This is a genomic window from Mesorhizobium helmanticense (assembly GCF_003034915.1).
GTDB lineage: Bacteria > Pseudomonadota > Alphaproteobacteria > Rhizobiales > Rhizobiaceae > Mesorhizobium > Mesorhizobium helmanticense.
Genome location: NZ_PZJX01000081.1, coordinates 1 through 14804, shown reverse-complemented (window position 1 = coordinate 14804; position 14804 = coordinate 1). Strand labels below are relative to the sequence as shown.

General features: G+C 59.2%; 15 protein-coding genes and 1 pseudogene. 7 read left to right on the top strand and 9 right to left on the bottom strand.

Annotated features, from left to right (window positions below; all coding sequences use genetic code 11):
* The 6 genes and pseudogenes from C9427_RS32905 to C9427_RS32875 form a co-directional block, all read right to left on the bottom strand.
* Window positions 1-182, bottom strand: a pseudogene (locus C9427_RS32905) (type IV secretory system conjugative DNA transfer family protein); the annotation flags it as partial.
* A 563-nt stretch (window positions 183-745) separates the two neighbouring features.
* Window positions 746-1735: an IS5 family transposase gene (locus C9427_RS32900; protein WP_107653115.1), complete on the bottom strand. Its 990-nt coding sequence runs from the start codon at window positions 1733-1735 to the stop codon at window positions 746-748.
* Between the two features lie 16 nt (window positions 1736-1751).
* Entirely contained in the window at window positions 1752-2603 is an 852-nt protein-coding gene (locus tag C9427_RS32895) for a peptidylprolyl isomerase (RefSeq protein WP_245437273.1), read from the bottom strand.
* A 75-nt stretch (window positions 2604-2678) separates the two neighbouring features.
* Window positions 2679-3929 carry a glycerophosphodiester phosphodiesterase family protein gene (locus tag C9427_RS32890; RefSeq protein WP_107653114.1) on the bottom strand — a complete coding sequence of 417 codons (1251 nt, stop codon included), beginning with the start codon at window positions 3927-3929 and terminating at the stop codon, window positions 2679-2681.
* Window positions 3930-5609: 1680 nt separating this feature from the next.
* Window positions 5610-6344 carry an RES family NAD+ phosphorylase gene (locus C9427_RS32880; protein WP_107653113.1) on the bottom strand — a complete coding sequence of 245 codons (735 nt, stop codon included), beginning with the start codon at window positions 6342-6344 and terminating at the stop codon, window positions 5610-5612.
* On the bottom strand, window positions 6325-6711 hold the full coding sequence (locus tag C9427_RS32875; protein WP_107653112.1) for an MbcA/ParS/Xre antitoxin family protein: 387 nt from the start codon (window positions 6709-6711) through the stop codon (window positions 6325-6327). The genes C9427_RS32880 and C9427_RS32875 overlap by 20 nt, the downstream gene beginning before the upstream one ends.
* A gap of 147 nt (window positions 6712-6858) precedes the next feature.
* Here C9427_RS32875 and C9427_RS32870 point away from each other — a divergent pair, with 147 nt between their 5' ends.
* From C9427_RS32870 to C9427_RS32850, 5 genes are all read left to right on the top strand, one after another.
* Window positions 6859-7575 (top strand): multiubiquitin domain-containing protein, encoded by a 717-nt coding sequence (locus C9427_RS32870; RefSeq protein WP_107653111.1) that lies wholly within the window; start codon window positions 6859-6861, stop codon window positions 7573-7575.
* A complete protein-coding gene (locus C9427_RS32865) occupies window positions 7568-8005 on the top strand; it encodes a putative metal-binding protein (RefSeq protein WP_107653117.1) in 438 nt (145 codons plus the stop codon). Before C9427_RS32870 ends, C9427_RS32865 begins: the two co-directional genes overlap by 8 nt.
* Window positions 8002-8472 (top strand): Mov34/MPN/PAD-1 family protein, encoded by a 471-nt coding sequence (locus C9427_RS32860; RefSeq protein WP_107653116.1) that lies wholly within the window; start codon window positions 8002-8004, stop codon window positions 8470-8472. The genes C9427_RS32865 and C9427_RS32860 overlap by 4 nt, the downstream gene beginning before the upstream one ends.
* Window positions 8469-9839: a ThiF family adenylyltransferase gene (locus tag C9427_RS32855; protein ID WP_107653110.1), complete on the top strand. Its 1371-nt coding sequence runs from the start codon at window positions 8469-8471 to the stop codon at window positions 9837-9839. The genes C9427_RS32860 and C9427_RS32855 overlap by 4 nt, the downstream gene beginning before the upstream one ends.
* A gap of 379 nt (window positions 9840-10218) precedes the next feature.
* Window positions 10219-11031, top strand: coding sequence for a hypothetical protein (locus tag C9427_RS32850; RefSeq protein ID WP_107653109.1), 813 nt, complete (start codon window positions 10219-10221; stop codon window positions 11029-11031).
* A 16-nt stretch (window positions 11032-11047) separates the two neighbouring features.
* On the opposite strand, the gene C9427_RS32845 is transcribed toward C9427_RS32850, so the two are convergent.
* The 3 genes from C9427_RS32845 to C9427_RS32835 form a co-directional block, all read right to left on the bottom strand.
* The gene (locus C9427_RS32845) at window positions 11048-11917 is read right to left on the bottom strand and encodes a DUF2971 domain-containing protein (RefSeq protein WP_245437272.1); all 870 of its coding nucleotides are present in this window, start codon (window positions 11915-11917) and stop codon (window positions 11048-11050) included.
* 144 nt (window positions 11918-12061) lie between these two features.
* Window positions 12062-13210: a hypothetical protein gene (locus C9427_RS32840; protein WP_146172641.1), complete on the bottom strand. Its 1149-nt coding sequence runs from the start codon at window positions 13208-13210 to the stop codon at window positions 12062-12064.
* 192 nt (window positions 13211-13402) lie between these two features.
* Window positions 13403-13726: a hypothetical protein gene (locus C9427_RS32835; RefSeq protein ID WP_245437271.1), complete on the bottom strand. Its 324-nt coding sequence runs from the start codon at window positions 13724-13726 to the stop codon at window positions 13403-13405.
* Window positions 13727-13857: 131 nt separating this feature from the next.
* On the opposite strand from C9427_RS32835, the gene C9427_RS32830 reads away from it, so the two are divergent.
* Window positions 13858-14586, top strand: a complete 729-nt coding sequence (locus C9427_RS32830; RefSeq protein ID WP_107653106.1) for a DUF6088 family protein — start codon at window positions 13858-13860, stop codon at window positions 14584-14586.
* The coding region (locus C9427_RS32825; protein WP_146172640.1) for a nucleotidyl transferase AbiEii/AbiGii toxin family protein at window positions 14567-14804 on the top strand (238 nt) is incomplete at its 3' end. The genes C9427_RS32830 and C9427_RS32825, both read left to right, overlap by 20 nt.

The window sequence follows — 14804 nt, the reverse complement described above, 5'->3', positions numbered from 1 at the left end:
GGCCATGAACACTTGCAGTCCGGTATGAGAAAATTCTGCTTACCAGCCTCTCCATAAGCCCCCGTTAGTGCCGAAAGGCTTTGGATGATGAGCATGAAGCGACCCTTGTAGCCCGCGATAGTCGTAATTGCGGTCTCGATCGCCTCCAGCTTACCCAAGTGCTTGAATTCATAGAGCAGAAAGAAGTGCAACGTCCTGAACTGCACGTCGCGGTTGCCTCTCCGCGGATTTGAAGCTCCCGAGATCGCGTGCTGTATCGCGCGGGTCAGCCGTTACTAACCGTTCTGCAACATGGTCAATGGCCCCCGACTGGAAGGTCAAGGTGGTTACGGCGCTCCTCGGCCCTCCTCCCGTCGCGGGATGAACTTCCAGCTGCACGTGTCCGTTTGCTATCGCGATCCATTGTTCAGCTTCCAAAGTCGTTTCTGTACCCCATGAGGTTACCACCGAAGCTTGATCTGCTAAACCAATAGGGTGTTACACTTGTAATCTCGCAGAGGCTTCTCCCAGCTCTCTGGGCGACGTCGAGAGCCGTAACCGGATCAGATTTTCCGGGCGTAGGGGGTTTGCGGCGAGCGCGTTCGTGATTCACCATTTGCGGACGCTACCACCGACTGATTCGCTTGAAGGCCTGTCGCTTGCTCAGCTCCGCGGGCCGTTTGCTGCGCTGATCGGCTTAGCCCGTCTTATGGGCGTTGGTGCATGGGTCCGGACTTGAGCGGATGTCGATCTTTGAAGCGGCAGACTATGCCGTGGCCGCCTTGCGGCGGGCGGATTTCGGGCGTGCGCAGGCAAGCATGCGGTTGAGGACGGCGCAGCCGATGGCGACTTCGGTCTTCTGAACGGGAAGCGACCGTGCCCGCAAACGCCGCCCGATGGTGGACTTGTATCGCCCTATAGCGGTCTCGACCAGCGAGCGTTTGCCATAACCGTTGGAGACCTGCCATTTCATCCGGCCGTCTCTGCCGATTGCGGCGATATGCTGGTCCCTTTGGCCGGCAGGTCTATCGTCGAATGGTTCGACCGCGTTGACGCGAGGCGGAATGACGATTGCGGCGGCAGCGCTATGATCGATGACTGCGTCGTAAGTCGGTTTTCCGTCATAGGCGCCGTCAGCAGTAAACTGTCCGATCGGACCGCCAATCTGGTCGAGTAGTGGCTCAACTTGAGAGACATCGCCAGTGTCCTGATCAGTCAGGGTATGGGCAATGATCTCGCCGCTGTCGGCATCCAGTGCCAGATGCAGCTTGCGCCAACTGCGACGGGATCTGGCGCCGTGCTTCTCCTCCAGCCACTGACCCGCGCCGTAGACCTGCAGGCCGGTGCTGTCGACAAGAACATGCACTGGTGCCTCCGGCGGAACCTGGCGATTATGCCGTTTGTTGGGCGATTGCCATTTCCGCGCCCGACGGCTCAGGGTGGTATGATCGGGGACAGCGAGCGCCAGCCCCATCAGTTGCAGCACCGATTCCAGCAAGCCTTCTGCCTGGCGCAGCCGCAGGCCAAACACAAGGCCCAGCGTCAAGGTGGTCTCGATCGCCAGATCAGAATAGCGGTGCTGGCCGCCACGTGTCTTGCGTCTTGGCGCTTGCCACCTGGACAGGGCTTCCGGCGTCACCCACAGGGTCAAACTGCCGCGATGACGAAGTCCTGCCTCATATTCTGGCCAGTTCGTCACCCTGAACTTCATCTTCTCAATATGATGGCGGCGGCTGGTATTGTGTTTGAAAGGCATGGCTACGCTACAAAGGCTATTGCGGTGACCGCTTGCCTAAACCCACACCAATAAACGATCCGTGCACCAACGCCACTATCTGGCTCTTTAGCAGGTTGACAATGTGCCGGCGTGCATCTTCGAAACTGTTGTCGGAACGCTTGATGATACGTACCAAGTGGTAGCCATAGCGCGTCTTGATAGGATGGGAGATCTCGTTCTCCTTAAGATCGGCGATGCCCTGGGTGATCTCCGGTAGCAGATTGCGCGACGCCGTTTCCGGCAACAGACCGCCATCGCTCTTAGAGTCGTCGTCATCCGAATAGCGTTGGACGAGTTCGGCAAAGTTCTTCCCCTCCAGGAGCTGCTTTCGTAGCTGCTCGGCTTCCGCCCGAGCGTCGTCCTCTGCCATGTCCTTCCGCCCGACGTTCCTGGCGCTCTCGGCGCCGTGGTAGCCGATCACCAGATGCTGTAGCGTATAGTCCACGAAGTCGCCGACATGCGCGTCATAGTAGCGCCTCACTTCTTCATTCCCGACTTGCATGCGCTGATACAGGTCGTTCTTGGCGGCATTCGCCATGACCCCCTCGCGGACCCATGCGAGCCGCTGACGAATATCCGCATCCTGGTCCAGGTGGCGGGATTCGGCCAGCTGCGCGAGCAGGTGCATGTCGGCGTAGCGCTTGGCGAATACGTCAGGTTCGGCAGCCGCCTCCTCCTTCACCTGCGGCGGAGTATCCAACATGAGGCGCTGGAACTGGGAGGCGGTCCACCGTTCGTGGCCAATCGAAAGAACGATGGGGTCGTCGCCCGAGGATAGGGCCGTGACGGGGACGGTCGTCAGCGGCAAGGACAGAAGGGCGGCGACGCAGACACGTTTGAACGGCATGAACTGACCTTATGGCGTGTAGATTCTGTTTACAAAACCGACGCACCGCCCCGTCGTCGGCGGTGCGTCGGCGCATTATTCCATGGCCTTATTGTCTCCGCGCAGACCCTTCGCGGCGAGATCATCGATCATCTTGCCGGCTTCATCCGTTGTGATGAAATCGAAGGCCTTCCAGCCGTTGCCGTAAAGAAACGACCAATCCCAACGGTCGACGGTGTCATCACCGAAGGCCAGCGACCAGAGCCGGTAGCAGCACTGTCCGGTGTTCATGAAAAAGGCGCGGTTCTGACCATCGCCGCCCCACGCTCCGGGATCGGCAATGGGATTGAAGATGCCGACCGGCTTACGGGATTGGCCCACCAGATTGTAGGCGTTCTGCAACCGGCCATTCTTCATGTTGAGGTTGACTTCCACGCCGAGCGTGTAATCCTTAGTCAAGTAGTTCTTTTCGATCTCGATTAGGTCGTGGAATTTGTCCAGCATGTTGTTCGTCAGCACAGGAATTCCGAGGAACGGCTCCTGGCTTTTGTCGTTATGCGGATCAGCGTACTTGAATAGGTCCGCCTCGAGATCGGCCGGGTTGGGATAGGTGGAGACGTTGAACTTCACCGCCACCCAGTTTCGCGCCAGCGAGCCATCGCTATCCCGGTGGTTGTTCATCAGCCGCCAAACTTCTTGCATGGAGGCGCGGTCCTTTACGTCCAGCACAACAATGCCGCTGGTCTGTTTGCTCCGGTAGCTATCGAGTAGCTGTGCGAAAGTGGGAATGTGCTGGCTGTCCGACCCGCTCCGGTCGGGAGAGAGCAGATAGTGGTGCTCAAGGTCACCGTACCAGTTGATCTGGTTTACATATGGGTTGTAACCCTCCGGCTGGTTGTGGCTTTGCGCTGAGGGATCGAACTTGGGCTGACCGGTGCCCTGATATATGTCGGTAGTGCGTCCCAGGGTGTAATCGTGCATCAGGATGGGAACGCGATCGCGGGTCATTTTAATGTCGACTTCGACGGCCTCGAAGCCGTTGTGCAGTGCGCCGATTACGGCATCGATCGAGTTCTCCGGCTCGCCGGATCCATAGCTGACATCGGCACCGCAGGAGTTGGACGGCCCTCTGTGAGTGCCCCACCAGCCACGGTGGGCGATAACGATCGCCATGTTGCGTTTGGTGTTGAGGTTCTTCCAAGCGTCGAGAATCTTGTAGTTCTGGTATACGCACGGCGGGGGGGCCGCAGCAGCGGACGCCCTAGGTGCCAAAGCGGCGTCTGTCGATAGCAGCAGTAAGCTACTTACGGTGAGTAGCATCGACTTGTTATTATTGGTACGCTTCATGAGTTAGATATCCAATTCAAGAGTGGACCCGAGCGAAAGCTACAAGGAGATCTCCGTCAGCGATGCGTTGCATGCCACGCGACGTAAATAAGCTGAAGTCCCTCACCATTTCGGCGGGACATGATCGGGAATACGGTTGCTTACCACATTGTTTCTCCGAGTCTGGCAGCTCGTCGGGTCGGCCAAGGTTGCGTCTTCGCCGGCAGCTCTCTGGCAGCCACAAATCGCAAAACCCATGCCAGTTTCCTGACTCGGCTCGAAAACATAATTTTCTCACTGCTCTTCAGCTATTTATGTCAGGGCGAAACAAGAGAATGGCCAAATATTTTGTCGAGGATCAAACAAATCCGACATGGTCGAAGCGCGTGCTTCCGACATCCTCGACGGATGTTCCGAGCCACATATGCAATGGCGCGGCGTCCTCAGTGTACCGGCTATTGACATAATCCCGCATGCGAGATCGGGCGTTTGGTCAGAACCGGAAAGGTGTGCCGGCTCGCCCGCGGCTGAACACTCTGTCGACAAAGATGACAAGCACCTGCCCGATTGCGGATGCAGTCTCTGCAACCGGACTGATCACAGCGAATTTAGGAGAAGCCATGACATGGCGGACATTGGACAGCGCGGACAGGAGTCCGAATGACGCGTGAATTCCGACAAGAAGGGGTCAGCGCGGGGAATGCATCCTGACGCGTCGCTCCTGCGACGCTTTCTCCGGCAAGGCCGCGTTCCTCACTGCCATTTATGCGACTTTCGAAGCACAAATGGCGAACAAACGAGAGCAAGATGTCAGCCTTCCTTTGCGTTCAACAGGGTTTCCGGCCGTTGGAAATTCGAATCACCAAATCGAAATTCGGGAAGGATCCGAAAATCATGGCGATCATGGAATCATAGTCTCGTCGCAAAGCGTCAATCAATTCATTGTGTGGCAGCGTTGCGGTCGGATTTCATTGCGCAGGAATCCCGTGTCAGGAGCCCTCAATCGAGATTAAGGACCTCGAGACGCACACTCTTGATTTTTTCACACTTGGGCATCCACCTGATCGTGCATGAGTAGATGCATTCCCTGTTTCAACCGAGCGACTCCGACCAGGAGATAGGGCGTGCGACACCCAGTCTCTAAACGCGGCAAAGACTTCCGCTGCTGGCAGTTGGACGAGCTGAGCCGGGCAAACCCTCCAGCACATTGGACCGCCTCCGCGGTCTTGAGGCAGTTGACGTGGGCTAAGCCAGAGGCGTACCGGCATTCTGGAGGCCGAATAGGTCTTAGCGGAAACTCTGCCACGGTTCACTAATATGGAGCGTTTGGCAGAGCATCGGGAAGGAAGTCGCCAGTGATATCGTTCAAAGGCGCGATCAATGTTCTTCTCAGGATGCTCGGACTGTCGAAGTCCGAACCAATGGAACCTTGGCGCGGGTGGCGGCCGGTCATAGGATTAGAGTGTTGGAAGAATGCTGGGCAGGCGCCCCCTCTTATGTGGAAGGCATGTAACGCGCGGACGCGCGCCACCTTCAAAGCAGAGCTCACCTGTTCGAACGGTCATGGAGTGTCACTGCGCAGACACTCGATTGATGCGGATGGAAGGGTGTTGCCGAGTGTCGTGTGCCTGGCTCCTGGTTGCAGCTTCCACGATTTCGTACGGCTCAAAGGCTGGTCGGCAGGCGCTCTGTGACGATTGCTTAGGCCGCGGCGAGAACGTCGTCTTCGCCTGCCAGCGCCGACGCCTCAATACGAACTCCCTCCTTATCGAAGGCATAAAGAATCGAGATGCGCTTTCCGTCCCACACGTAGCGAAAGTGCACCGTCTGCTGAGATCGCTCCAAGACGTCTCCCGTCACTATGGCGAGGCAAATGCCGGCCGGCCGTTCGACGGGACGGAAGAGAATACCTTGGGCGCCTTCCGGCATCTTGGCCCCGATCTCGCGACGCCGCTTCTCGTCCAGCCCCGCAGGCAATCCTTCAATATCGCGAAGATCCCAGAAGGTGCCGTTAACCGGGGTGCACAGCATCCGCATGTCGAGCCCGATTGAGGTCTCCTCAGTCGCCTTCAGGAAAGACTCCCGCTTTGCAACGGATACCGCCAAGGCCGTTTGCCGCTCAAATGCGACCTCAAGGCACGGCCGGCCCTCCCCAAAGAACGTAGTGCCATCGGGGTTACCGTATGCGAACGGCGCGAGGTTCCAATTCTGGAGCCTCGGGTCCGCACTGGCGTCCCCCTGTGTCGTCTGCTGCAGGCGGCCGAGGGAGCGGAGTCTGGGGTTGGTGAGGTTTTCAAGAGCAATAATCTCATCCTGCCGACCACTGTTGATCAACCCCTCATAGACGTTGACTGGAGGAAAACGGGACGGGATGAGCCGGAAGGCGTCTCTGGACCACTTCACCAAGGGAGCGTTCTCAAGCGCCGCGCTGGGCATCGAGGTATCTCCTTACGCGAATGATGCCCGACATGCCCTCCAGCATGACGTCGAGCGCGCTAGCGCCGTCAAAGTACCGGTTTTTTGCACGCACCCAAGCTTCACCACGCTCGTCCTGCGTAAAAAGTATGCGCAAAGATTTCCAAATCCCGAGCATGTGGGAGACCCGCTCCCGGGTGTCGGTGGGCGGCGTTCCGCCCTCCTTCTTCCACTTGAAGAACGTCGATCTCCCCGGCGACCCGAGTAAAACGATCTGTTCATCGGTCGAAAGGTGCCACTTCTCTGCGACGGCGAAGAACGCCTCTAACTCGACCGGAATCGTTGGTTGCCCGGCGCCCTGCCTGGCGTCGGGTGCTTCAACATGCATCAAACTCCTCCTATCTAAAAATGGACTTGACTGGCATACCGGTCCCGATATAGACCGGTCCACATCGGGACTCGAATCAAAGAATAGTCCAAACAGGTCTTACGTCAAGAGTCTGGCTGCAAGAGCCGGGCAATATGGAGAACAGCGATGAATGAAGTAGTGGAAATGGAGGGCCGCACTCGCGGCGTTAGCTACCCGGTCAATGGGATCGACGTGGAGTTCTCGGACACCGTCATTACCGGTCGCGAAGCACTGACGCGTTCCCGCAACGTGCCCGCGAGCGAGCACCAACTCATCTTGGTCCGCGATCGCCGAACCCATCTGATCGGCACCGACGACGACATCGACCTTAAGAAGGAAAAGGGCGGCATCCTGCGCGCCTTCCTATCGGACCGCAACTTTGGCTTCACGGTAGACGAAGTTGGTCAGGTATGGGGCACCGACGATATGGAGGTTGACGAATTTCTGTCGATCTGGCCTCCTCGCAACGGGCACCATTGGGTTCTCGAGCGCGAGGAAGAGCCGGACACGGTGCTTCGCCCCGGCGGGTTGCTGTCGTTCGGTGAAAATGGGGTCGAGGATATCGTCTCGCGCGAAGACGTGCATCCCGACAAAGTGCTCGTGACGGTAGTCACCACCGCGGGCACCTTCCCCGCCGAGGGAGCCAAGCGCTACCCGGCCTCAACCCCGATCACCCAGGTGCTCGCCGACGCGGCGCGCAAACTTCATCTCACGGGCACTGAGGGTTGGATCGTCACAGTCGCCGGTCGCGACGTAAGCCCGACGCAGACCCTCGCGGAGGCTGGTCTGGTCGGACAGGTCGCGCTTGAATGGGGTGCGCGCGAGGGAGGCGGCGGTGCTTGAAGCGCTTTCCCGTGCGGCGTTCGACCGCGACATAGGGCGCATCGATCCACGATCCGCCCAAATGTACCGCTGGTCGATTCTTGAGTCGAGCTTCCCAATCCTGGACGTTCTTTTTGACCACACCACGGCCGCGCCGCTGAGGCTCCGCCTGAACTGCACCGAATGGGACGAGCTTCCCCCCGCAATCGAGCTTCTCGACAGCACGGGAAGGCACTTGAATACGGCACCGCCGAATGGTGGTGGCGTGTTCAACGGAGGCCCACATCCCAATACCGGGCGGCCGTTTGTCTGCATGCGGGGTGCACGCGAGTATCACGTGCACTCCAGTCACACGACCGACCTCTGGGACAACTACCGGGGTATGTCCGGAATGGACCTCGGCGGCATCGTGCTCCAGCTCTGGCGGGCATGGAAGAGGAGCGTCGGATGAGCGCCGTAATATGCACGCGCGAAATGTTGCGTACGACCATCGCCATTCTCAGGCGCGGCGGAGAACGCCGCCATGAGCGAGTTGTACTGTGGCTATCGACCGCTGCCGTGCGCACGCCGGCTTCGATCGTTGAGGTATATGAACCCGAGCAGATTACCGAGATCGACTACTTCAAACTGCCGCCGGCCTCTATGCAGGCCCTCATGGATCATCTCAGGTCTACTCGGCGACGGATCGTAGCGCAGATTCACACCCATCCAGGTCGCGCCTACCATTCCGAAGTCGACGCCGAGTGGGCGATCATCCGGCACGTGGGTGCGCTTTCGCTCGTGCTCCCCCACTTTGCCGCGACGACCACCCCGGAGAACTTCCTGACAGAGGTCATGACGTACGAGTACTCGCCGGCCGGAAATTGGGACCACTGCTCGAACTCGGGCCTCGATGCTCGTCTGACTGTAACGACATGAGCACCGCCGCTCAGCAGAACGCACTGATGCTGGCCGCCCAGATAGGAGTCAACGAGGCCGAAGCCAGCGAGCGCCTGAAGCGTACTGTACTCGTAACCGCCGAACCTGGGTGGAAGTCGGCTTGGGCTTTCGAGGTAGGTCAGCTTCTTGGGCGCACGGTCGAGGCCAAGTTCGATCTCGATGACACGGCGCCGGATTTGGAGTTTGTCATAGGCTCTAGCGCCTCTCGCACGGAGGCCAGGCGCATGTACGCGGACCTTGGCGCAATCGATGCATCCATCTCCCTTGCGCCCACGGGGCGGCATTTCGATAAGCCACATGGTCTCCATGCCGCGGCGGCTGCCTGCGCCGCTGCTGCGGCTGCGGTGTATGTCGTTATCGATGATACCGCGCTACCCGCAGTTCGGCTGCCCATGCGCCTCGACTACGCGCAACTCGGGATCCCCCAGGGGGCGTTGTTCCGGGCAATCGAACTGAGCGACGCTGTGATGGCCGGTGCTGGTGCCGTAGCGCACGGTTTCCTTCGCGCCGCGCGGCACCTGAATGTCCGTGGCGAGTTGGCGATAGTCGACCCCAAAGTCATTCAGGGCGGCATTTTGAACCGCTGCATGTACCTTCGGGACGAGGACGTAGGGAGGGACAAGGCCGTGGCGCTGGCTGAGCGTGCCCAGTCCGACTTCCCCAACTTGGCACTTCGCCCGCACGTGACCGCCTTCAAGGCCCTTGTCCGCGATCGTGGTCGTTCCCCGCAAACCGCCTTCGTAACTGTCGACAGTCGGCTCGTGCGTCGGTCAATCCAACTCGAGGTGCCTCACCGCATCATCGACGCCTCTACCACCGATGTGCGTGGTGTGGTGGTCCACTCGAACGTCATGCCGACAGATTATGCATGCCTGGCCTGCATCTACCGGCATGTCCCAGAGGAGCTTGCGCGCGAACGGTCAATCGCGGAGGGTCTTGGGGTCGACATCGCGGATGTACGTGTCGGTCTGATTACCGAGGAGATCGCGCATCGGATAGTGAGAACGCATCCCTCATTCACCGCGACGGAGCTAATCGGCATCGCGTTCGACAGCTTGTTTCGCCAGATCTGTGCCGAGCAGGCGCTGGCGACACCCGAAGGCCGGCAGGTGCTGGCACCGTTTGCGTTCGTCTCCGCCTGGGCCGGCGTACTGATGGCAGTTGAGATGCTCAGGTCGTTTGCAGGCTTAGCCACTACAAACTATTGGTCGATCGATCCATGGAACTTGCCAATCGCACGGGGACGAACGCTGCGCCCGCGGCACCCCGACTGCCAATTCTGTTCGAGGCCGGAGTACGAGCCGGTTATTCGGAAGCTTTGGGGTGAACGGGCTGAAGCGCGCTAGGTCGTTTTGCCATTGTGGCTACCTGCGCGTTGCACAGCCTAGGTACCAATGAGCGAGATTGGTGGCAAAAGAGAATTTCCCCTGGAGAGCCCTGCCTGACCGGCTCCGATCACGACGATGTCGACCTTGAGCGCCCCCCTCGCGCGTCCGGCGCCGGCTTCGACCTGCCGGCCGGATCGAGGATGGTCTTGGGTCATGCCGATTTCGATGTCTTAGAACCCAGCCACCCTGACGGGGCTTCGAAGCTCCGCCAGGGTAGGTCCTCGACCGTCGCGCCCCTCGGTGGTTATGGTGGAACGCCTGGGAGTTGCTTCGTTGGAGGCTTACTCCATACGACATTCATAGCGCGAGCAATTGCTCCTGAAAATAGCGTAGCCTGATGACGACATTGATCGCCTGGACTTCTCATGATCAGGAGCGTTTTGCTGCCCTCCACGTGGCAAGCGACAGCAGGATTTCCTGGGGTTCGTCTATCCATCGATGGGACGCAGGACGGAAGATCTTTGCTACCAGGTCGACGCCAGACATCTGGGCTTATAGTGGCGATGTCCTTTTCCCGGCGCTCGTTCTCAGTCAGCTCATGAGCGCCTCGGATGCCGGCTTGTTGTTTGATGAGCACAGCACCGCACAGGACCGGCACGATATCACTATGGATGCGTTGAGATCCTCGTTTCAACGTCGGCACAACGCTCCTGATCGAACCTTCACGATCATGCATGCTTCTCGAGATGGAGAAAAAGCTGGAGCCCGGCCGAGACTTTGGCAAACGTCGTTCGACCATCGAACGTCACGCTGGAAGGACGAGGAAACCGAAATCGGCGACCAACCACACTTGGTCGCGGTCCACGGGTCGGGCTCGACATCATTGAAGAAGGAAGCGCGACGATGGGAACAATCGAATATCGGCGGCACCAGCAGATCGATCTATAGTGCCTTCTGTGCGGCCATTTCGAGCGGCGCCGATCCCCTGTCCGGCGGCGCGCCACAACTGGCGTCAATCTATCCGCAGGGTTCTGCCGTAACCGCCGGCGCGGTTCACGATGGCAGGCTTTATCTGCACGGTCTTCCAATAAATGCGATGGCTGACTCTGGGCGCATAGAATGGTTCGACGCCCTCTTTCAACGCATCGACCCACAGACGCTGAAGGTCCGGGCCGGCGCGGCGCGTCACGCCAAGCCGAAACTGAGCTGATGTCGCAAACCGCAGACTATTCCAGCTCCTCGAACGCCTCATGGAATGAGCGACAGCGTCTTGGCAGCGACGAAGCAAGCTCATCGGTGTCGACCGTGTATTTCTTCAGGCGGAATGTTCCGTGCAATTCACGCATTTCGTAAAACCTGACCGGCCTGCCCCTATCCTCTAGCGCCTTGACGATGGCGTATTTCACCGAGGATTCGCATCGCATTCCAAAGATGACATCCTCGAGCTCGAGCGGGGAATCCTGTAGTCCGCGTTGACCGATGAGGCGCCATTCACGCTCGTAGCGCCAGTCGAGCGCCTTTCTGAGCATGACAGCGCCATCGACACGCCGCCGAGCCATTTCGTCGCCATCAAGCATCGCCGCGACGTCGCTGGCGTTGACCAGTCTGCTGCCGCCATATTCGATCTTGAAGAGACCGGCGGCGGCGTCAACCGGGACGGAATAACCAGCGCAGACGCCTTTATGCTGGTTGCCATAATGGCTCCACATCAATGGACAGGTCACGCGCTCGGCGAGCGAAACGATACCCTTGTCATACTGCCGAAGGAGCTCCTCCTCGACGTATTGGCCCAGGAGAAATTGCAGTGGATCATCGACCTCATAAGCCGGATTTGTCGCGTTATAGGCGATGTCGGCGAGGAGCTGCTCAGCCTGTCGCCGACTGTGGCGTGCGATGTGATCGATGGTCTTGGGGCCACGATACCTTATGGCGTTGGCGGCCGCAGTCATCTCGGCCCTGACGCGCCGTTCGACGAATGTGCTGAGCATGCTCTCCAGAGTCGCCGCTTCGACGTCGGTCTTCAGAGACGGTCGGGTATCGAGTGGGTCGTTGAAAGTGCTCGGATCGGCGTAAAAGAGATTGTCGGCAACGAGCATATCGAGGGTCAGATTGCTGAATGCCCGGTATTTGTAGAGCCTGGCCGGTATCTTTCTATTCTCTTCCAAGAACCTTCCCCCCATCGGCTCGTGTTGGGCCGCCGGACGATGACCGCTTTGGATCGTCGGCCGCGCTTCCCGCCGCTAATCCGATCGTCCGACTGTCAAACGCAGTTGTTCCGTCTTCGGTTTTTCGCGCTCGTGTTCAAACGTCCAGGTCTGAATCTCGGACGCACGCTGGAGGACCGGGACCGACAGTTCATCGGCAACCTTGACCTCCTCCTGCTGTTTGAAGTGGCCCTGCTGTGGATTCCAGTTCAATACGGTGACCGGCGCGTCAGCCTTGTCTTTGCCGAGCACGGCAAAGCCGTCCGGATACAAGGCTCCCCCGGCTTCTCTGGCTCGAGCAATCAGCGCATCATCCATCCTGCCCAATTCGGCCAACGGGTCGAATTCGTCGTCCGCGGATGCGAGGGAGCTGAATAAGGCTCGGGCGACACCGAGCTCGAGCGCGAAGTCGTTCGAGAGACGCACGTGATCCCAGTCGATTCCAGCGCTGGTCTCGTTCTGTGATGCTGCGACCCAAAGGGCTGGCCGCGGCAATTCCGACAACCCGATGAGCCAGTCCCTGTCGAGCCAATGGACGGCAAGGAATTCTGTTTCAGAGGGAACCCATGTACCGGCCCGGGCAGCGGCAGCGATTGCAGGCCCGAACATCAGAGACAGGACCGTCAGATAGTTGCCGCGCCTGACCAGTTTGGGGTTGCTTGGCGGGTCGTCTGAACCGGCTGGCGCCGGAACTGCGGTGTGGTCGATGAGCAGTTCGGCGCGCGTGGGTGACGTCATCCAGGATCCAATGGAGAACCCATGCGAAGCGATGGCTCCGCCAATTTCGAAACCGAGATAGGGCTCCACCTGTTTTAGATAGCCCGACTCCACGGTGCGCTTGAACTGTTTGCGGGAGCTGCCGTGGGTGGCTTTGGACTCCGTTACAGCGACGTCAATCTGGCCCGGCCTGCTGAACACAAAGTCCGGGGTTCGCTTCGTACGCGGCTTGCGCCTCATATGAAGGTTTTCGAAATGATCGCACCAGACATAGCCATCGCGGATCATCTGGAGATAAGCGATTCCTGCACCGGCCACCCCGACCATGTGGGTCCGAGAAAAATCTTTCAGCCGCTTGGCTGATGGCAGGATCGAGAAATCGTTCGGCCGTTCATCCACATGCTTCGCAATCAGATGGCGACAACCCTCGCTTTCGAAAGTGACCGCAGCGGCGTCGATCGGGTGCAAGTGCGAGCACCTTGCCATCGCCCCGAACAGCTCCTGTGGCGTGAATTGAATTTCGGACACGCCAGGTGCACGCCCCCTGATTCCAGGATCCGGGTCGTGGTCGTGCGGCGTTACGGATTCGACCTCAATTCGCTTATTCTTCGACGTCCAGGCCACATCCCACCCAAAGTATTTTCTCGAGCCCAGAGCAATTTATATTTTGCCGAGCAATGTCGCTATCGGTTTTACGCTGTCGTGGACGCAGTTCACCGGAAATTCCGCGCCTTCACCTTGATCTGATTGATATGGCCATAGGGGGCGTGGATGTTGCGCGGCTTGAGGCCCCGCGGCGGCAGCTCGCGCGGGTCGGGTCCCGAAGCTGCCGTCGCGAATCTGGTCGCCGCGACCATGCGGCAACGGGAAGGCGTTCTCGCGATCGCCGACGCTGGCGAGATCGGCGGAAAGATCGGACAGCTGACGGGCAACCAGGTGCACCACCTCGCCCTCGCGCTGGATTTTGCCTTTCACGCCCAGCATGCTTTACCCACCGATTGGCATGTCATCACCGGATGCTGACCAAAGTTTAAATATAAATTTTGGTCAGTAATAGCTTGTGAATTGCTACTGACCAATTTTTATATATAATCTTCGGACACAATGGTGGCTCGATGCCAGATCCTACGTCCGACACCCTCGACCGCATCCACGAGCGGATTGCCAAGGCCGCGCCCGCCGGCGTGTGGTCGCGCGCCGACTTTCTCGACATCGGAACACCATACGCTGTCGAGAAAGCGCTGCAGAGACTGACCCGCCGACAGGACATTCGCCGACCCTGTCGCGGACTCTACGACAAGCCGGGCATCAGCAAGCTGACTGGGAAAATGGCGTTCCCCCCGCGCGCATCGTTCATCGACGCGATTGCCCGGCGCGACAAGCTGCGGGTGCTGGTCGACGGCATGACGGCGGCAAACGACCTCGGCTTGACCACGGCCGTCCCGTCCCGGTCGACGATCCATGCCGACACCTATCCCCGGACGATCGAGATCGAGGCGAACGCCGGGGATCCGAACGCTACGCGGCCGGTCATCTACAAGCTCGACTTCAAGCGCATATCAGCCAAGACGGCGTTTTGGGCGGGGCGTCCGGCCATGCGCGTGATCCAGGCGCTGACGTGGTTTCGTGATGAGCGATCGAGCCTCGACGCGGCAGTGAACGGCATCGTCCGGCAGATGTCGCGGGATCCGAACCGGGAAAAGATCGTGCAAGACCTGCGCGACAACATTCACGCCGTCCCCGCATGGATGTACCCGCTGGTCGAGACGATCGCCCGCAATCTCGCGGAAAGCGAGCCAAACCTCGAATCTGCGAGGGAGGACCATGCAACAGACGTTCATTGAGATCCTTCGCTCGAGCGTCGATGACCGCCGGGCGCTCTTTTCGACGGTCGCCGCCCATCTGGAGACACGGGCGGAGAACATCGAGAAGGACCTCTATGTCTGCTGGGTGCTCGACTTCCTGTTTAACCGGCGCCCGAACGATCCTGTCGGCCTTTATTTCAAGGGCGGCACCAGCCTCAGCAAGGCATATGGCCTCATCCGTCGGTTCTCCGAGGACA